Source organism: Alphaproteobacteria bacterium LSUCC0396 (assembly GCA_041228345.1).
Taxonomy (GTDB): domain Bacteria; phylum Pseudomonadota; class Alphaproteobacteria; order Puniceispirillales; family Puniceispirillaceae; genus UBA3439.
In genome coordinates this window covers 749,169-766,533 of the sequence record CP166131.1, presented here as the reverse complement: position 1 = coordinate 766,533, position 17,365 = coordinate 749,169, and the positions used below count along the sequence as shown (strand labels likewise).

Genomic DNA, 17,365 nt, shown 5'->3' with positions numbered 1-17,365 from the left:
TCCCAACCGCCCCAGCTATCAAAGCCGCTCCAGCCTGTAAAGGCGCTAACCCCCCGAGCCATATCAGTAAAACTGCCCAAAAGGGGTGGACAGCCATTGCAAATGCCAAGCGGGGCAATGGTAAACTGGCTTGATCACCGGCTGCATCTTCAGCATGGGCCCATCGACCTTATCGTGACGGCAGAGGGTGATCCGGCAGCGGCAGCACTGGCTTACGCGCGAGCGGCTGACAGGTTTTGCGGCTTGCTGGATGAACTTGTTGGCGAATTGTCAATGCTGCGATTGCCTGCAGAAAAAGACAGGCTTGCCACTTTTGACGGGCCGGTTGCACAGCGTATGGCGGCGGCTATCCAGCCTCATCTACCCCGTTATAGTAACGCAGATTTTATCACCCCAATGGCGGCAGTTGCCGGAAGTGTTGCTGATGAGATTTTGCAAGCGATGGGGAGTAACCTTGATCGCGCATCGGTAAATAATGGCGGTGATATCGCGCTTTATCTTGGCAAGACGGCGCATTTTGACATTGGGATCGGTGATGAGCGCGATGCGCATCTAAGCGATTTTGCGGTGGCTGCAACGGCGGGTGGCCGCGGCAAATTACCTCTTCATGGTCGCATCAGGCTGCATCAGCATGACCGCATAGGCGGGGTTGCAACAAGTGGTTGGCGCGGGCGCAGCCAGTCATTGGGAATCGCGGATTCGGTGACAGTTCTGGCCCAAACGGCGGCGGCGGCTGATGTGGCGGCAACGCTGATTGCGAATGCGATAACAATATCGTCGCCAGCGATATTGCGGGTGCCGGCAACTGATCTATATCCAGATAGTGATTTAAAAGAACGACTGGTTACGGTTGAAGTTGGCGTGTTGACGGCAGATGAAATTAACAGCGCGCTAGGCCATGGTTCTGCGCTTGCCCGTCAGATGTGTGATGATGGGCTGATCGCTGGTATGCACGCATGGTTGCAGGGGCATTCGATTGTGGTGAATGTCTGATCAGGCGAAAGGCTGAATGTTTTTTGCAAAAGCCCCTTGGTCACGGCGCGAAAATCGGTCAGGCTAACGCACGTAAATTACCTCACCAATTTAGGCTCTCCGATAAGATCATGATAGATTTAATTGTGTTTGATAAGGATGGAGTGATCCTTGACCTTGAGGCAACTTGGTTGCCGGTGGCGCTGGCGGTGGCGCATTATACTGCAAGTCGTATCCCCGATGATTGGGATGGATCGGTGGGTGCGCCAGAATTGCTCGCCTCTATTGGTATTAACGAGGAGGCTGGTATCATTGACCCGCGGGGGATTTTTGCGGCTGGTTCTTTTGCCGATATCCGAGATCGGTGGCAGAAAATGCTGCCACCTCATATGATCAGGCTGGATAGTGACAAGGGCTATGCGCATGATGTTGGGGAATTGGTTAACCTGCACGGCCGCAATAAAACTGTGCCGAAAGGTGACGTGGTGACACCGCTTCGCCAGCTCTATGATGCTGGCTATGCGCTGGCGATCCTGACCAACGATACCGAAAACAGTGCGCGAAAGAATATGCAAGATATCGGCGTCCTTGATTATTTTTGTGCGATCATTGGTGCGGATAGTGGCTATGGGCCAAAACCAGGGCCGCACGGGTTTTTTCGCTGTTGTGAGATTGCCGGTGTGACGCCGGCCGCCAGCATTATGGTTGGGGATACAATGGCCGATTATGGTACCGCCACTGCGGCAAAGGCAGCTGATTTTATCTGTGTCGCCGATCATGTTGACGATCGGCCGCATCATGATATTGATCATGCTAAGGTCATTGGCAGGATCGATCAGTTGCCAGCCTTGATGGCGGCGCGGCTGGCCGGTTAGCCAAGAGAATAATCAGCAGGAAAATCATGTCAGATAACGTCATTATTATCGGAGCCAGTCATGCGGGGATTGCCTGCGCCGAACAATTACGCATGAACGGGTTCGCCGGCCAAATTACGATGATCGACCGGCTTGAGGGCCCGCCGCTTGAACGCCCACCATTGTCGAAGGCGTTTTTGCAGGCCGATGGCAGCGACGATGCAAAATTTCTATTGCGGCGATCTGACTGGTTTACCGCGCATCAGATTGACCTTGTTGATAGCCGGATCGCAACGGCAATCGACCCGCTGCAAAAGCAAATAAGCCTCGATGATGGCAGCCAGCACCATTATGACAAGCTGGTGCTTGCCACTGGTGCGGTGCCGCGCCAGCTAGCCACGGCAAGTGGGCTTGATGGAGTGTTTGTGCTGCGTCATCCAGATGACGCGCATCGTTTGCGCATGGCGATCGGTGGTCGGCGCCGTGCAGTGGTGATTGGCGGCGGTTACATTGGGCTGGAGGTTGCCGCCAGCCTGACCAAAATTGGTGTTAAGGTTGATGTGATCGAAATGGCCGACAGATTACTGGCACGGGTAGCAAGTCCGCCCATTTCAGATTTTTTTGCCGCGTTACATCAAAGCCACGATGTGCAGCTTCACCTTGGTGCCAGCAGCGATGAAATTTTGCAAAAGGATGGCAGCTTTACCGGCGTGCGGCTTGATAGCGGGGGTGTGCTTGAGGCTGACTTATTGCTTGTTGGTATTGGCGTATCGCCAGACCTTGATCTGGCGGCCGATGCAGGGATTGCTTGCGGTAATGGCATTCTTGTCAATGCCATGATGCAAAGCTCAATCGATGATATTTTTGCCATTGGTGATGTGGCGTTAATTGATGGGGCGGCGTTGCGAATCGAGTCTGTTGATAATGCACAAGTAACAGCAGCGCGTGCCGCCGCCGCGATTTGCGACACGGCGCAACCGGCAATTGCGGCACCATGGTTCTGGTCAGAACAATTTGATGTGCGATTGCAATCTGCCGGGATTGTGCCCTTGGCCGTGCCCGGGGTACAATATCGGGTGCGCCCGGGCAAGCGCGAGGGCGGATTCTCGGTCTGGAGTTATGATGGGGCGGGCGTTCTTGCTGCGGTTGAGGCGGTTCGTGATCCAGCAGGCTATATGCTTGGCAAGAAATGCCTTGATTTAGGCTTGTCACCCGATCCTAACGAAATCGTCAATGCCGATTTTGACCTGAAAACCTTTATTGCGGAGGCATCCCAATGATGAATTATCAGGATGCGGCACAGGCCAATCAAAAGGTGCGGATTGACCTTCGCAGCGACACAGTAACCAGACCAACTGCAGAGATGCGTGCAGCCATGGCAATTGCCGAAGTTGGGGATGATGTTTATGGCGATGATCCAACGGTTAACGCACTGCAGGCGCAGGTGGCCGCGCTTCTTGGCAAGGAAGCGGGTCTGTTTGTTGCCAGTGGAACGCAGTCCAACCTATGCGCATTGCTGGCGCATTGTCAGCGCGGTGATGAATTGCTGGTTGGTGATTGCTATCATGTCCACCGCTATGAGGCTGGCGGCGTGTCCGTGCTTGGTGGGGTAATGATGGAGGCGCTTGCCACTGATCATCGCGGCATGATGCAGCCTGATGCTATTACTGAGGCGGTAAAGCCGGATGACCCGCATTGCCCGATCAGCCGTCTTTTATGTCTGGAAAATACTGTCTCGGGTCATGTGCATGATGTGGCAAGCATCACCGGCCTTGCCAGTGCTGGCAGGGATAGTGGGCTTGCGGTACATCTTGATGGGGCAAGGCTGATGAATGCAGCGGTCAAGCTGGGTGTGCCTGCACGCCAGCTAGTCGAACCGGTCGATAGCGTGTCTTTATGCCTGTCAAAAGGATTGGGAACGCCAGCAGGGTCAGTGCTGGTCGGATCAACTGAATTTATTGCGCGCGCCCGCCGGATGCGAAAGCTGGTTGGCGGCGGTATGCGGCAGGTCGGAATTCTGGCCGCAGCAGGGCTTTATGCGCTGGAGCATCACATTGACCGGCTAGCCGATGACCATGCGGCGGCACTTCGGCTTGCGGATCAGCTTGGCCGCATTGCCAAGGTTAGCGTTAATGCCGATCTGGTTGAAACGAACATGGTATTTATGCAGTTGCCAGAGGGAGCGGCAGACCCGCTTCGGGCGCATCTTGCCGGCCGCGGCATACTGCTTGGCGGCGGCGACCGGATAATTCGGCTTGTCACGCATCTTGATATTGATGTCTCGTCGATCGACCAATTTACCGCTGAGCTGGCTGATTTTTTTGAATAGGGCGTTTTTGCACAAGAAACAGCCGATAAGATGACGCAAAGGGAACATTCGATGGGGCTTTAACTATGGCAGTATCTGGCCGCAATTTGGCGTTTAGATAATTTCTCCATAGGGGCTGTTATGGCGGTTCATCTATCCATTGGTGCGCGGGTTCGCAAAAGCCCGTTCTTTAAAGCAAGCCGTGACGCAGGTCTGGTGGCTGCAAGTGTTTACAACCATATGTATATGCCAACCAGCTATGGTGATCCGGCGGCCGAATATGACCGGCTGATTAATGGCGTTGCCATGTGGGATGTTGCAGTTGAACGGCAGGTGGCGTTAAAGGGGCCGGATGCGCTGGCGTTGGCGCGGTTATTGACGCCGCGCAACCTTGACGGTCTGGTCATTGGGCAGGGCAAATATGTACCGCTGTGCAATCACAATGGCGTGATTATCAATGATCCGGTTCTGCTGCAGGTGGCCGAGGATGAAATCTGGCTGTCAATCGCCGATAGTGACATTCAATTATGGGCCAGTGCGGTGGCAGGTACGTTAAAGCTGGATGTCGATGTGTTCGAACCCGATGTCTCACCACTTGCGATTCAGGGGCCAAAGGCGATTGATGTTGTCTCAGATCTGTTCGGTGACTGGGTTCGTGAGCTGAAATATTTCGGTTTTCGTGTTACTGAACTCGATGGGATTCCGCTAGTGGTTGCGCGGTCGGGCTGGTCAAAGCAGGGCGGCTATGAGCTGTATCTGCGTGACGGCAATCGCGGTGATGAGTTGTGGGCGCGTGTTGCCAAGGCTGGCAAGCCCTATAATATCGGGCCGGGCACGCCCAATTACATTGAGCGGATTGAAAGCGGCCTGATTTCCTATGGCGCCGATACTGACGCAAAGACCAACCCGTTTGAGCTGGGCATGGATAAATTCATCGCGCTTGATCAGCCACATGATTTCATTGGCAAAGACGCGCTGATCGCGCTAAAGAGGGCGGGTGTCACGCGCCGCTTTATGGGGTTGATTATTGATAGCCCGCGGATCATGCAGACGAGTGAAGATCGTCAGACCATCACCTTTAATGGCGCCGATGCGGGCTATGTCAGTGCGTGTGTATACTCACCGAGGGTTGGTGAGAATATTGGCGTTGGCATGGTTGCAACAGCGGCGATTGATGCGCTGGAGCCGGTAGAAATCATGATGGAAGAGGGGCCGCGATCAGGCCGCATTGTTTCGTTACCATTTATCTAGGGGGGCATCCATCTAGCGGGCCATTACCTCTTGTGGCTAATCTTTAAAACCAATTTCGCTTAAATTTGAATTTCGCTAGCGTTACCAAATGCACGGGCATGAGAGCGAGTTACTGACAACACCATTTTTGATGCTAAGCGCGGTTAGCTTTGGTCTGATACTACGCTGGCTGAAGCAGCCGCCTCTGGTGGGATATATTCTAGCCGGATTGGCCCTGGGGCCAGCTGGCCTCGGGCTTGTCGATTACTCGGATGAAATTTCATCGCTTGCCGAATTTGGTGTAATCCTGCTGCTGTTCATCATCGGTATCGAATTATCAGTCGAAGCGTTTTTGCGCGTGTTGCAACCGGCGGTCGTTGCCACGCTGGGCCAGATTGCCTGCTGTATTCTTTTGGCGATATCGGTGAAAAGCTATTTCGGCTGGACGCTGCCGCAAATTCTGTTGATCGGTTTTGTGTTAACCCTATCCTCGACTGCGGTGGCATTAATGGTGTTGCAGGGGCTTGGCCAGCTTCGCACTCATGCAGGCCAGCTGACGGTTGGTGTGCTGGTGGCACAGGATATTGCGGTGGCGCCGATGTTGGTTTTTGCGCAATCGGGGGCTGATGTGTTTCAGCAATGGCAGTTATTGCTGATCAGGATTGTGATCGCCTTGCTGGTGCTAGCCGGATTACTGGTTTGGATTGGCAAAACGGCGCGCCAAAGGCTGCCGCTGGCGACACTGCTTGAGGGGAATGTCGCGCTGGCAATAATATTGTTCAGCCTGGGTGCTTGCATGCTGACGGCCAGCCTGACCGGTACCATGGGGCTATCGGCAGTTTTTGGTGCCTTTTGCGCCGGACTTGCCCTCAGCCATACCAATTTACGCAAAGCCGTACTTGACGCTATTTTGCCGTTACAATCATTATTGCTGGTGGTGTTTTTTGTTTCAATCGGCCTGCTAGTTGATCTGGATTATGTGAAAAGCCATTGGGGGGTTATTGCTGCAGTTACGCTCGGCGTGCTGTTTATCAAGACGCTTTTTGGGTGGGCGCTTTTATCACTGGGCGGCGAACCAGTTGGTCGCGCGCTGGTATCATCACTTGTAACGCCGCAGATTGGCGAGTTCAGTTTTGTGCTGACAACGAGCGGCGTTGCGTCAGGCATCTTTACCGGATTTGAAGCAGATTTCCTGTTGGCAGTGATCGTTGCAAGCCTGTTTATATCACCGATCTGGAGTGGCGTGCTGCATTATCTGGTGGTGCGGTAACGGATCCGTGATCCTGACCCGCAACCATCTGTCGTGCCCGATAATGAATAAAAAAGGCCGCCCCAAATGATCGGGCGACCCAGCTGCATTTAGTCCATGGTCAGCATGGCCAAAGTACAATTTGTTTTATCGCAAACGGCGATTGCTTACTCTACGATAGACAGTCCGACAGCGGCCATTTTGCCGTTGCGCTGTTCTTCAAGATCGTAAGATACCTTCTGACCTTCATTCAAACCGTTCAGGCCTGAATTCTGTACAGCGGTGATATGTACAAATACATCATTGCCATCATCGTCTGGATTGATAAAGCCATACCCTTTTTGGGTGTTAAACCATTTCACAGTACCCTGTGCCATATTTTCTAGTCTCCAACTTCAGCCTTGATCTGCCGGTGATCAAGGCCCAATGTCTCTTAATACGACTTCTATGCGGCATCGAACCTTCGTTGGATTCTAGTCTCATAAAGCCCTTTCGGCTAAATACATATGGGAACAGCAATAGTTAATGTCAAATGATAAATGAATCTTACCGGGTCTTACCTGAGCGCTCACTGGTCAATTTACTGCCTCTGCGGGGTGGTAACAGCGATCAAATCTACCTTTTCTAACCGGCCAAAAGGTCAATTTTCGGTAAAAGTTTAATGGTGAGCCACGGTCGATGGAAACTCCAAAACAAAATAGTCTAGCCGGCATATGCTTTTCGTTAAGTGCCGGTTTTTTATGGGCAATTGTCCCGCTTTATATCAAGTATATTGATGCTGACGACCCCTATGAGATCATTGCACATCGGTCATTATGGTCGGCGGTGCTGTTATTCATGATTTGCTGGGTTGTGGGCCAGCTTGGCGATATTTGGCGGTTGATAAGGGTGCGGCGTAATTTATTTAATTTTTTTGTCACAACTTGCCTTTTGTCACTGAATTGGGGGTTTTATGTCTATGCGGTTCAGAGTGAACAAGTGGTCGCCGCGGCACTTGGCTATTTCGTCTATCCGCTCTGTACGGTTTTTCTGGGTATTATTGTGCTTGGGGAACGACTTGATAAATGGGCGTGGCTGGCGATCGGGCTGGTATGTCTTGGGGTAATTGCCAAGGCGATCATGATCATGGGCGTGCCGTGGATTTCGCTGGCGCTGGCGGGTAGTTTCTCGCTTTATGCGGTGCTGCGCAAACGCATGGATGTTGATCCGTTGCAGGGTCTGTTCATCGAGACGCTGTTTTTGCTGCCATTTGCAGCGGGGTTCCTGTTCTGGATGCAGGCCAACGGGCAAGTGCCGTTTTTTGGCGGTGGGGCTGCGAATGTTGCGCTGGCATTGCTGGCTGGCGGGATTACAGTGTTGCCGCTAGTGCTGTTTTTAAAAGGCAATCGGGCGCTTAGCATGACCATGGCCAGTTTGTTATTTTACAGCAATCCGACAATGCAGCTTTTGTTTGGGGTTGTGGTGTTTTCTGAGGCGTTTTTACCGCAGGATTTAATTGTCTTTGGATTGATCTGGCTTGGTATAACAGTCTATTTCACGACTCGGGCCAGGGTGGCTCGCCTCGCAATCCCTGCTCCATAGGGGTGATGGCGTCATGCCGATCTTTATTAAATCCGCCTGTAATGAAAAAAAGCCGGAAATCTCCGGCTTTATATTCTTTGGTGTCAATATAGTTATTAGTCTCAATCGCCTCTAGGCAGCATTTGCCACTAGTCTAGTCGATTAGCTTTGCCGAGATAATCTGATCAGGCGTCGCTGGTGGCTCGCCGGCTGCCAGCTTTTCAACCGCGTCCATACCGTTTTCGACCTGTCCCCAGACAGTGTATTGTCCGGTTAGATGGCCGCAACCATCAAAGCAGATGAAGAACTGGCTGTCGCCACTGTCAGGGCTCACCGAGCGGGCCATACCAACAGTACCATTACGGTATTTATAATCACTAAATTCGGCCTTTAGCTTGGTGCCTGATCCGCCCATGCCGGTGCCTGTCGGATCGCCAGTTTGTGCCATAAATCCGGGGATAACACGGTGAAAGACGATGCCATCATAAAAGCCCGAAGCTGCCAGCTCGGAAATGCGGGCAACATGGTTTGGGGCAATGTCTGGCAGTAATTTGATCTCTACTTGTCCCTGACTGGTTTCAAGCAGAAGGCTTTTGCCGGTGGCGGCTGCACTTGCTTCACTCATAATTAAAAATCCAACTCCTAATAAGCGTAATAAAATAGTTTTCATCTGAAAGACCCTAAAAAACACGATGAGACTAGAACAATGCGTCAAGATGCTCGTCGGTCAAGTTTCCGGGAACAACGGTAATTGGAACCCGGCAACGTGACGCCCCTTTTGCCATCAGAAAGGTAATCAGCGGGCCAGCAGTTTCCGATTTTGTATCGGCACCAAGTACCAGCAGGCTGATATCATGTTCGGTGTCAATCAGGTCAAGCAACTCGTCGCGAATATCGCCTTCACGCACATACAGGATTGGTGTGTCGTTGGTCAATGTTTTTACATATTCGGCGTGCGTGGCCATTTTGGCTTCGGCCTCTTCGCGCGCTTCCTCACGCATTAATTCACCGACGCCTGCCCAATATTCAAATTCCGCTGGAACGATGCAATACATCAGCGCAACACGGCCATTTACCGAGCGTGCGCGCCCACAGGCAAATTGCAATGCCTGATGCATTTCTTCGCTATCGTCAACGACAACAAGAAAGACTGGCTGTTTTTGGTGTGCCTTTGCTTTTGCCATAATATTAAAACTCCACTTTCATCGGGGGAATGAATGATTATTTGCGGCGGAATACAGCAGCGGCAAGCCAGCCCGAGGCAACCGCGAACAGGATTGCAAAAATGCCATATAACGCCGAATAATCATGCGCGAAATTATAGATGCCGGCACTCAAGCCGCCCCGTTTAATGAACAGGTTAGTCCGATCCTCGCTGATTGCAACACCATCACGAAACTGAAGAACCCGAACATCATAAGTACCAGAGACGATATTTGCCGGTAATGAGACTTCGGCACGGAAAAGCGCATTTTCGGTCAGCTTAACCTTGCCAGTTTCATCCGACCATAAATCAATGCTAGCCATATTCGCCTGAAGCGCCGCGATAAAGTCAGCGGCCAGCGGCGGGGCCTGACCCGGTATCGGGGTTTCTGGAACAATTTTCAGCCCAATATTCTGCGTGCCAATGCCAAGTTCAGCCAGCACGTCGGGGCTGGCAATCTTTTCAATCGGGTTGGTGGCAAGCACCGTGTAGAGGCTGGGAATTTGCTGCCAGATATTCGTTTCGACATTGATCCATATGCCGGCCCGATTGGCCTTGCGGCGTTGGGCAACATCAGTTGGCGGGCCGCTAACAACAACCAGAATATCATCGCCAATATTGCCATCAACAGCGCCGAACAACAGGAGGTCAGTGCCGTGAAAGCCGCTGGTGATCGCGACGTTCGATTTGGAAAGATCGGCAACGATCCGGCCCGAATTGGCAGTGGCAAAACCAGTCATGCCAATGAGCAGAATCAGGCCAAGAATGAAACGATGCGCGTGGATCATTTTAACAATTCCACACTAAATAAATCATCAGGGCGAATGACAAGGTCAAAACCAAGCTTGATACAGACCGCCAAAACCATCAGCGCCAAAAGGCCACGCAATTGCTCGCCGCGAAGAAGCGCGCTGGCGCGTGTTCCAAACTGCGCCCCGATAACCGCCCCAAACAGCAACAAGCCCGCTAGCATAAAATCGACTGTCTGGGTTTGCACCGATTGCAGGAACGTCACGTTTGCCGTCACGAAAATGATCTGGAAAAGTGATGTGCCAACGACAACCGATGTTGGCATGCCAAGAAGATAGATCATCGCGGGCACCATAATAAAGCCGCCACCAACACCCATGATCGCCGCCAAAACCCCCACAAATGCCCCGATGCCCAGCGGTAATAAAGCGCTGATGTAAAGTTTTGAGCGGCGGAACCGCATTTTTAGGGGCAGACCGTGAAGCCAGTTATGCTGGTGTAATTTGCGCCGACGCGCGCCTGGTTGGCGTGTGCGCATAATCGCACGCACACTTTCCAGCAGCATCAAAAATCCAATGATGCCAAGAAACACAACATAAGACAGCTTGATAACCAGATCGATCTGTCCAACGTCACGCAAAAAGGTGAAAAGCATAACCCCAAGCGAGGATCCGATGACACCGCCGATCAGCAGGATGCCACCCATTTTAAAGTCGACATTGCCGCGCCGCATATGCGCCAAAACGCCCGATACGGATGACGCCACAATTTGGTTAGCCTCGGTGGCAACGGCAACCGCCGGTGGCACGCCAAGAAAAATCAGTAACGGGGTCATCAAAAAGCCGCCGCCAACGCCGAATAATCCTGATAAAAAGCCAACACCCCCACCAAGGCCGATGATGATGGCGATGTGCATCGAAATTTCAGCAATAGGTAGGTAAATATACATTGATGCCGGCATCAGGAATTTGATTTGAGGAAAACGGGTTTGACGTCAAGCGCGGTTGCGGAAAACCCTTCCCTAATTTGGTTTGGCATAGTGCGTTATTGGATGCAAGGGCAATTCGGACAATGTACCCTTTTGGCGGCCGGTGTTTGACAAGCGGTCAGGAACAGCCGTGCGCGTCACGGGTATTTGGTAAAGTTTTTGTAAATGCCTAATGGCGCGTGCGACGCATTACCGGATCATCTTCATAAATATGCGATAATAAGCGCAGAATACGCAGCACGTCATGATCATCAATTGAATAATAGATCGTTTGTGACGCACGCTGAGTGCGGACGATGTTGGCGCGGCGCAAACGTCCTAGATGCTGCGATAATGCAGACTGGCTAAGGGTTGCAATTATACTCTCCAACTCGGATACAGATCGTTCCTGACCGTCCGATAACTCGTTTAGAATGCGCAGTCGCTTGGTATTGCCAATTGCACGCAATACCGTGGTGACTTTTGACGGCTCACCTCCAAATTCGGGTGATCTTGCCATGTCGCTTCTCCTGAATCTTTTAGCCTTTAAAAGAGGTTATGTGAGAAAAGTTATAAAACCTTTAATAATGCGGAATATTTTTTACTAAATTGCTTTTTTCATCATTAGATCAGTCTTTTTAAGGATTTATTAATTTTCCAACGATCTCATTTGCTAATTTGCAGCAAGGTCAGCCCTAGATAATAGGTGCTTCTAGATCATCCAAAAGGCGGGCTGCTGACAAGATGCGGTGATTGCTCGCACGTTCATTGGCCGGCATGATGGGGTAGATGATGCGTTTAAACTGATAAGTCAAATTATCGTTCAGGCAGATTGTCCCATGCTGATATAATGGGCTGCTAATAGCCATTGCCGTTTCATAAATAATAGCAAGCCATTGATTGAATGGCGCATCAAGGCAATGGTCAAAGGATTGTGCCAGCAGCGGCGCGGGGTCTGGCCATACCAGATCTTTTGGAACGACAACAAAACATAGTTTCATTGAAAGTGACTGGCCCACAAGTGTGAGGTTCCTGATTTTTGCGTCATAGACCTTGATCAGGGATGTTGGCACATCTGGCGCATCAAAGGACATTTGTGCCAGCCGCAGCAGATCATCGGGAAGGTTGTCTAAAGTCAGGAGATCCGGCGTAACAAGGGCAATTTTACTTTGAAAGCATTTTTGATTTTCACTTTCCAGTTTCGCAAGTGCCATCCGCGCGAGAAGAATACATAATTTGCTTTGGGTGTAGCTGGAGCTGTCAATATCGTTGGCGTCAATCAAGGTGATCGGGGCTTTGACAGCGCGCAAGGTGCGGATCAATGATAATAATGCCGCAAACGTTGGGTCGCTGCCAAGCGTGATTGCGACCCTTTGATTAACGCGTACAGCAACAGCACCGCCGGTCGACGGCGCGGCATTTGATGATGCGAATACAATGCCCAGGTCATTTATCGCAATATTCGCACGCATATCGTTATCAGTGCCTAAATCCAGTTGGTCATAGGTAAAACGATGTGGACTATGGTAAAGTAAATTGTCCTGTCTTTGCCTTTGCGCACTAGTATGACATGAAAAGATTTACAAAGGGTTTACAGGCGGCGTTATTTCGGCGGAAGCATTCATGGCGTCGAGGCGGATGAGTTTGCAATGCCGATAGGATTGTTAAAATCTCGGTTGGTAGGCGGTCAAGAAAACACTGAACGGCATTATAATGAAGTCAAAATTAGCAAAAATCAGTCTTGAGCGCCTGCGTCTTATTGCCGAACAGCAATTTGACATTCGGATCGCCAGTGATGGCCGGTGGTACCATGATGGGGGCGAAATCCGGCGCATTGAATTGGTGAAATTATTTGCCTCCATCTTGCTGCGCGATGACGACGGGGTATACTGGTTGGCGACGCCAGCTGAAAAGGGCCGGATTGCCGTTGATGACGCCCCCTTTATCATTCGCGAGATGAGCGTCGAAGCGGGCGCTGGCATGGCGCCTCAAAAAATCAGCTTTCAAACAAGTCTTGATGACATCGTCCCGCTTGATGAGGCGCATCCCCTGCAATTGCAAAAGGCAGCGGCGTCAGATTATATGCGGCCCTATATTGAGGTTCGTGACGGGCTGTTGGCAAAATTATCGCGGCCGGTCTATTACCAATTGGCCGAATATGCCGAGACCGGGCCTGACGGCCGGTTTGGTGTCTGGAGCCATCACCAGTTTTTCCCGTTAGAGGCGTGATGTCCCGCTCTGTTGATTGGTCACTCTTATCGCAAACAGATGCGCGGCAAATCAGTTATATTGATTTGCACCAACGCCTTGACGCCTGTCTGAACCGCCTGCCGGACGGGTCAGGAAAATCGGACGGGTTAGGCGGATCGGGCGGATCAGGCGGATCGGGCGGATCGGGTGAGCAAAAACTATCGTCTGGGCCGGGCGCTGGAACAGCGCCGGATCGGCCGGCGGCTATTTTGGTGCCATTGCTGCGCGATGCTGGAGACTGGCATGTGCTGATGACGAAACGGGCGGCACATCTGGCGCATCACGCCGGACAAATCAGCTTTCCCGGGGGCAAGGTCGAGCCGGAGGATGACGGGCCGGTGGCAGCGGCATTGCGCGAAGCCTTTGAAGAGGTGCGCCTTGTGCCGCAATCGGTACGGATTGTTGGCGGGCTTGATCCGGTGCGCAGTCCGGCAGGCTTTGTCGTGCAGCCTGTTGTCGGCATTGTTGGTGGGGATAACGGGCTGGCAGGGCTGATCGCTGACCCGGGTGAGGTTGATCTTATTTTCACCCTGCCATTATCGCATATTGTTAATCCGAATAAGTTTCGGCTGGTGCCGCGTGAGACGAATGGCCGCCGCAATGATTATTGGATTGTCGAACATGATGATCATTTGATCTGGGGCCTGTCGGCGCGGGTGCTAAATGATCTGCATCGCCGGATTGGTGCTGCCGTTTGATCTTGACGCAGATTGACCCCATATAATGATGATAGGATTTGTATTTTTTGACGAGATGTTCAGGTCATGGAAATCGCAAACAACAATGGAGTGGATAAGAGATGCGAGCCTTATTGGTAATTTTGTCTGCCCTAGGTGCGGCGGTTCTGGTGATGGGGCTTGTCCGCAGCTGGCAGTCTCGCAAAGCCCTTAAAACGGGTCAGCCGCCAGAGGCAGTTCACAATAATTATTTCGTTGGTCTGGTTGTCGCTGGGCTGGTCTTTGCGGGCGGTGCGTGGTGGCTGGAGTCTAACAGCGTGCCTCCGGATTCGACCTATTCTCCGGCAAGGATTGAAAACGGAAACGTAACCGGGGGCAGTTTTGAACGACAATCAGAAAAACCCTGATCACCTTGATCATGCGCAAAATAGATCAAATCAAATCAGTCTGGCCAAAGACGGTCTTCCCGATTGGGCGCAACGTCCTCTTGTCCGGCAGATATTTGATGGGGCGCGTGCGCTTGGCGGTGAGGCGCGCATTGTTGGTGGCGCCGTGCGTGATTGGCTGGCTGGCTATCCGGTTGGCGATATTGATATGGCGATTAACCTGCCCATTGAAACCGTTGCAAGCCATATGCGCGCGCACCAGATACGGGTGGTTGAAACCGGCCTAAAGCATGGCACGATTACGCTGTTTGATGGTGATGATCAAATCGAGCTGACCCAAACGCGCGTAGATCTTGAAACCGACGGCCGTCATGCAATTGTTGCGCATGATCGCGACTGGACGCGTGATGCGGCGCGGCGCGATTTCACCATTAATGCGATTTATCTGGATGCTGATGGTGCAATTTTTGATCCGCTTGGGGGGCAGGCAGATTTACAAGCCGGCCGCTTGCGCTTTGCCGGTGATGCCGGTCAGCGGGTGCAGGAAGATGCGTTGCGGATGATGCGCTATTGCCGGTTTTTGCCGCGCTTTGGCATTGCTGGCATTGACCCTGACGCGCGGGACGCATTGCGCCAAAACGCGCATCTTTGCGCGGCGCTGTCGGGCGAGCGTGTTGGTCATGAGCTGCGGCGCATCTTGCGTGGCAACAGCTTTGCCCTTGGGATCGCGATGATGAATGACACGGCGATTGATCAGGCCGCGCTTGGCGTCCCTCTTGATGCGGCGGGGCTGGCTTTCGATGCGGCGGCCGAGGTGGCTATTGCTGAATTGGACAGGGCCGTTGGTCATGGGTGGCTTGGTGGTCTGGCAGCGGTGATGCCAGCCGGGTCAGCGGCGGCATTATCTGATCGGTTGCGGTTAAGCCGGGCTGAAACTAGATGGCTGGCCCGACTGGATCAGGGTCTTGATGACGAAAATATGACGATGCTGGCTGGGGCCAGGTGGCGGCAGGCGGCTTATTATCTTGGCGATATGGCAGCGATGCTTTATGCGGTGCAATCATGGCGCAACAAAACGCCAGTGTCGGGCGCACGGCTTGCCGAAATTGGTCGTTGGCAGGCGCCGGAAAACCCACTTTGCGGTGCAGACTTATTGTCGCACGGCGTTGACAATGGCCCGGGTCTGGGTCAGATGTTGAAGGATGCAGAGGCGCGGTGGGTCAGATCAAATTTCACGCTTGCGAAACCGGCATTACTGGAATGGCTATTTGGAAATTAGGTGAGGGTAATCATGGCCGATACGGCGCGCCAGACCATGTCGTCAATTGAGCAAAAAAAGAATGCTGCAAGCGACTGGTTCAAAGCCCTTCGTGACGAGATTTGTGGTGTTTTTGAAGTCATCGAGGATGCTGGCGACGACCGCGATGGTGCCGCCGGCCGTTTCAATCGCAAACCCTGGCAGCGTGATGGTGGCGGTGGCGGCGAAATTAGCCTTATGCATGGCCGTGTGTTTGAAAAGGTAGGGGTGAATATCTCGACTGTTTTCGGCACTTTTTCTGATGATTTCAAGGGCCAGATCAGTGGTGCTGAGGATGATGGCCAGTTTTGGGCGTCGGGAATCTCGCTGGTTGCCCATATGCGCAATCCCCATGTGCCCGCCGCGCACATGAACACCCGTTTTATCGTGACCTCGAAGAACTGGTTTGGCGGCGGCGGTGATCTGACCCCGCTATTGCCGGATGCGGCGGCTGGCGAAGAATTTCATGCGGCGCTAAAGGCGGCCTGTGACAGCCATGACACTGACTATTACCCGAAATATAAAAAATGGTGTGATGAATATTTCTATTTGCCGCATCGCGACGAACCACGGGGTGCGGGCGGGATCTTCTATGATAATCTGAACAGCGGTGACTGGGAAAAGGATTTTGCCTTTACCCGCGATGTTGGCACTGCATTCAAAAATGGCTATGCCGAAATCGTCAAGGCGAGGATGGGTTTGCCATGGACCGATGACGACCGCCACGCCCAGCTGGTTCGGCGCGGCCGGTATGTTGAATTTAACCTGCTTTATGATCGGGGTACGTTATTCGGCCTGAAAACAGGCGGTAATATCGAGGCAATTCTGATGAGCCTACCGCCCGAAGTTCGTTGGCCTTAGTGGTTTTGCCATGTCGAAACAATCTGTCGAGCCGCTTTTGGTAAATTTTTGGCAAAATCATGCAAAATTAGGGTAGGAAAACAGGCTTTGACCATGCTAGGAAATCAACGATAAATTTTGCCGGCCGTCATGGTCGGTCTGCCAAGACCGAAGCGACTTTATATCATGTCGAAAATCATGTGCGGAAAACAGCGTTAAAGAGGACAATATGGCTAAATCGGATAAAAACCAAAACCCCGCCAAAGGTGATGTTCAGGAACCCGGACGTCGCGATTTTTTTGTTGTGGCGACCTATGCGATGGCAGGTCTTGGTGCTGCTGCGGTTGCATGGCCACTGATTGATCAGTTGAACCCTGCCGCCGATACATTGGCGCTGGCGAATATCGAGGTCGATGTCTCGAAAATTGCCGTTGGACAGTCAATCACCGTGAAATGGCGCGGCAAGCCGGTTTTCATCCGGCATCGTACAGCTGATGAGATTGCCAGGGCCAATACGACTGACATTGCCGATCTTCGTGATCCTCAAGACGATGTGACGCGCGCTGAAAAGCCTGAATATCTGGTTCTCGTTGGTGTTTGCACGCATCTTGGTTGTGTGCCGCTTGGCCAGAAAACTGGTGAGGTACGCGGTGACTATGACGGCTGGTTCTGCCCATGTCATGGCTCACATTACGATACGTCAGGCCGGATCCGTAAAGGGCCAGCCCCGACTAACCTAGAAGTCCCGCCTTATAATTTCCTGTCCGACTCGGTTATCCGTATCGGCTAATCCGTTTTCCCTTCTGGAGGATATGAAAAGC

20 protein-coding genes are annotated in these 17,365 nt (G+C 52.2%); 13 read left to right on the top strand and 7 right to left on the bottom strand.

Going from position 1 to position 17,365, the window contains the following annotated elements; translation table 11 throughout:
* The first annotated feature begins 102 nt into the window (after positions 1–102).
* From AB8881_03895 to AB8881_03870, 6 genes are all read left to right on the top strand, one after another.
* The gene (locus AB8881_03895; protein ID XDZ64504.1) at positions 103–993 is read left to right on the top strand and encodes a UPF0280 family protein; all 891 of its coding nucleotides are present in this window, start codon (positions 103–105) and stop codon (positions 991–993) included.
* 110 nt (positions 994–1,103) lie between these two features.
* On the top strand, positions 1,104–1,847 hold the full coding sequence (locus tag AB8881_03890; GenBank protein XDZ64035.1) for an HAD family hydrolase: 744 nt from the start codon (positions 1,104–1,106) through the stop codon (positions 1,845–1,847).
* Between the two features lie 26 nt (positions 1,848–1,873).
* Positions 1,874–3,106 (top strand): NAD(P)/FAD-dependent oxidoreductase, encoded by a 1,233-nt coding sequence (locus AB8881_03885; protein XDZ64034.1) that lies wholly within the window; start codon positions 1,874–1,876, stop codon positions 3,104–3,106.
* Positions 3,103–4,155: a low-specificity L-threonine aldolase gene (ltaE, locus tag AB8881_03880; protein XDZ64033.1), complete on the top strand. Its 1,053-nt coding sequence runs from the start codon at positions 3,103–3,105 to the stop codon at positions 4,153–4,155. Before AB8881_03885 ends, ltaE begins: the two co-directional genes overlap by 4 nt.
* A 120-nt stretch (positions 4,156–4,275) precedes the next feature.
* Complete coding sequence (locus AB8881_03875; protein XDZ64032.1) at positions 4,276–5,385, top strand: glycine cleavage T C-terminal barrel domain-containing protein; 1,110 nt, start codon at positions 4,276–4,278, stop codon at positions 5,383–5,385.
* 88 nt (positions 5,386–5,473) lie between these two features.
* Entirely contained in the window at positions 5,474–6,634 is a 1,161-nt protein-coding gene (locus AB8881_03870) for a cation:proton antiporter (protein ID XDZ64031.1), read from the top strand.
* A gap of 146 nt (positions 6,635–6,780) precedes the next feature.
* On the opposite strand, the gene AB8881_03865 is transcribed toward AB8881_03870, so the two are convergent.
* The gene (locus AB8881_03865; GenBank protein XDZ64030.1) at positions 6,781–6,990 is read right to left on the bottom strand and encodes a cold-shock protein; all 210 of its coding nucleotides are present in this window, start codon (positions 6,988–6,990) and stop codon (positions 6,781–6,783) included.
* 301 nt (positions 6,991–7,291) lie between these two features.
* Between AB8881_03865 and rarD the strand changes: the two genes are divergently transcribed.
* Positions 7,292–8,194, top strand: a complete 903-nt coding sequence (rarD, locus tag AB8881_03860) for an EamA family transporter RarD (GenBank protein ID XDZ64029.1) — start codon at positions 7,292–7,294, stop codon at positions 8,192–8,194.
* Between the two features lie 133 nt (positions 8,195–8,327).
* Here the strand turns inward: rarD and AB8881_03855 are convergent, their stop codons facing one another.
* The 6 genes from AB8881_03855 to AB8881_03830 form a co-directional block, all read right to left on the bottom strand.
* A complete protein-coding gene (locus AB8881_03855; protein XDZ64028.1) occupies positions 8,328–8,798 on the bottom strand; it encodes a peptidylprolyl isomerase in 471 nt (156 codons plus the stop codon).
* Between the two features lie 73 nt (positions 8,799–8,871).
* On the bottom strand, positions 8,872–9,357 hold the full coding sequence (locus AB8881_03850; GenBank protein XDZ64027.1) for a universal stress protein: 486 nt from the start codon (positions 9,355–9,357) through the stop codon (positions 8,872–8,874).
* A gap of 37 nt (positions 9,358–9,394) precedes the next feature.
* Positions 9,395–10,165: a TIGR02186 family protein gene (locus tag AB8881_03845; protein ID XDZ64026.1), complete on the bottom strand. Its 771-nt coding sequence runs from the start codon at positions 10,163–10,165 to the stop codon at positions 9,395–9,397.
* Positions 10,162–11,076 carry a sulfite exporter TauE/SafE family protein gene (locus AB8881_03840; protein ID XDZ64025.1) on the bottom strand — a complete coding sequence of 305 codons (915 nt, stop codon included), beginning with the start codon at positions 11,074–11,076 and terminating at the stop codon, positions 10,162–10,164. The genes AB8881_03845 and AB8881_03840 overlap by 4 nt, the downstream gene beginning before the upstream one ends.
* Positions 11,077–11,284: 208 nt before the next feature.
* Positions 11,285–11,614 carry an ArsR/SmtB family transcription factor gene (locus tag AB8881_03835; GenBank protein XDZ64024.1) on the bottom strand — a complete coding sequence of 110 codons (330 nt, stop codon included), beginning with the start codon at positions 11,612–11,614 and terminating at the stop codon, positions 11,285–11,287.
* 175 nt (positions 11,615–11,789) lie between these two features.
* The gene (locus AB8881_03830) at positions 11,790–12,566 is read right to left on the bottom strand and encodes a hypothetical protein (GenBank protein ID XDZ64023.1); all 777 of its coding nucleotides are present in this window, start codon (positions 12,564–12,566) and stop codon (positions 11,790–11,792) included.
* A gap of 241 nt (positions 12,567–12,807) precedes the next feature.
* Here AB8881_03830 and AB8881_03825 point away from each other — a divergent pair, with 241 nt between their 5' ends.
* The 6 genes from AB8881_03825 (at position 12,808) to petA (ending at position 17,334) form a co-directional block, all read left to right on the top strand.
* The gene (locus AB8881_03825; GenBank protein ID XDZ64022.1) at positions 12,808–13,323 is read left to right on the top strand and encodes a DUF1285 domain-containing protein; all 516 of its coding nucleotides are present in this window, start codon (positions 12,808–12,810) and stop codon (positions 13,321–13,323) included.
* Complete coding sequence (locus tag AB8881_03820; GenBank protein XDZ64021.1) at positions 13,323–14,042, top strand: CoA pyrophosphatase; 720 nt, start codon at positions 13,323–13,325, stop codon at positions 14,040–14,042. The genes AB8881_03825 and AB8881_03820 overlap by 1 nt, the downstream gene beginning before the upstream one ends.
* Positions 14,043–14,143: 101 nt before the next feature.
* Complete coding sequence (locus AB8881_03815; GenBank protein XDZ64020.1) at positions 14,144–14,428, top strand: hypothetical protein; 285 nt, start codon at positions 14,144–14,146, stop codon at positions 14,426–14,428.
* Positions 14,403–15,686 carry a CCA tRNA nucleotidyltransferase gene (locus tag AB8881_03810; protein XDZ64019.1) on the top strand — a complete coding sequence of 428 codons (1,284 nt, stop codon included), beginning with the start codon at positions 14,403–14,405 and terminating at the stop codon, positions 15,684–15,686. The genes AB8881_03815 and AB8881_03810 overlap by 26 nt, the downstream gene beginning before the upstream one ends.
* Positions 15,687–15,698: 12 nt before the next feature.
* Positions 15,699–16,565, top strand: a complete 867-nt coding sequence (hemF, locus tag AB8881_03805) for an oxygen-dependent coproporphyrinogen oxidase (GenBank protein ID XDZ64018.1) — start codon at positions 15,699–15,701, stop codon at positions 16,563–16,565.
* 208 nt (positions 16,566–16,773) lie between these two features.
* On the top strand, positions 16,774–17,334 hold the full coding sequence (petA, locus tag AB8881_03800; GenBank protein XDZ64017.1) for a ubiquinol-cytochrome c reductase iron-sulfur subunit: 561 nt from the start codon (positions 16,774–16,776) through the stop codon (positions 17,332–17,334).
* Positions 17,335–17,365: the final 31 nt, after the last annotated feature.

Excerpts from the sequence above, each read along its gene's own strand:
- AB8881_03830 (XDZ64023.1), bottom strand. The coding sequence starts at position 12,566 with ATGCGTGCGAATATTGCGATAAATGACCTGGGCATTGTATTCGCATCA.
- AB8881_03835 (XDZ64024.1), bottom strand. The coding sequence starts at position 11,614 with ATGGCAAGATCACCCGAATTTGGAGGTGAGCCGTCAAAAGTCACCACG.
- AB8881_03850 (XDZ64027.1), bottom strand. The coding sequence starts at position 9,357 with ATGGCAAAAGCAAAGGCACACCAAAAACAGCCAGTCTTTCTTGTTGTC.
- AB8881_03840 (XDZ64025.1), bottom strand. The coding sequence starts at position 11,076 with ATGTATATTTACCTACCTATTGCTGAAATTTCGATGCACATCGCCATC.
- petA (XDZ64017.1), top strand. The coding sequence starts at position 16,774 with ATGGCTAAATCGGATAAAAACCAAAACCCCGCCAAAGGTGATGTTCAG.
- AB8881_03815 (XDZ64020.1), top strand. The coding sequence starts at position 14,144 with ATGCGAGCCTTATTGGTAATTTTGTCTGCCCTAGGTGCGGCGGTTCTG.
- AB8881_03890 (XDZ64035.1), top strand. The coding sequence starts at position 1,104 with ATGATAGATTTAATTGTGTTTGATAAGGATGGAGTGATCCTTGACCTT.
- AB8881_03820 (XDZ64021.1), top strand. The coding sequence starts at position 13,323 with ATGTCCCGCTCTGTTGATTGGTCACTCTTATCGCAAACAGATGCGCGG.
- AB8881_03865 (XDZ64030.1), bottom strand. The coding sequence starts at position 6,990 with ATGGCACAGGGTACTGTGAAATGGTTTAACACCCAAAAAGGGTATGGC.
- AB8881_03870 (XDZ64031.1), top strand. The coding sequence starts at position 5,474 with ATGCACGGGCATGAGAGCGAGTTACTGACAACACCATTTTTGATGCTA.
- rarD (XDZ64029.1), top strand. The coding sequence starts at position 7,292 with ATGGAAACTCCAAAACAAAATAGTCTAGCCGGCATATGCTTTTCGTTA.
- AB8881_03845 (XDZ64026.1), bottom strand. The coding sequence starts at position 10,165 with ATGATCCACGCGCATCGTTTCATTCTTGGCCTGATTCTGCTCATTGGC.
- AB8881_03895 (XDZ64504.1), top strand. The coding sequence starts at position 103 with ATGCCAAGCGGGGCAATGGTAAACTGGCTTGATCACCGGCTGCATCTT.
- hemF (XDZ64018.1), top strand. The coding sequence starts at position 15,699 with ATGGCCGATACGGCGCGCCAGACCATGTCGTCAATTGAGCAAAAAAAG.
- AB8881_03875 (XDZ64032.1), top strand. The coding sequence starts at position 4,276 with ATGGCGGTTCATCTATCCATTGGTGCGCGGGTTCGCAAAAGCCCGTTC.
- ltaE (XDZ64033.1), top strand. The coding sequence starts at position 3,103 with ATGATGAATTATCAGGATGCGGCACAGGCCAATCAAAAGGTGCGGATT.
- AB8881_03825 (XDZ64022.1), top strand. The coding sequence starts at position 12,808 with ATGAAGTCAAAATTAGCAAAAATCAGTCTTGAGCGCCTGCGTCTTATT.
- AB8881_03885 (XDZ64034.1), top strand. The coding sequence starts at position 1,874 with ATGTCAGATAACGTCATTATTATCGGAGCCAGTCATGCGGGGATTGCC.
- AB8881_03855 (XDZ64028.1), bottom strand. The coding sequence starts at position 8,798 with ATGAGTGAAGCAAGTGCAGCCGCCACCGGCAAAAGCCTTCTGCTTGAA.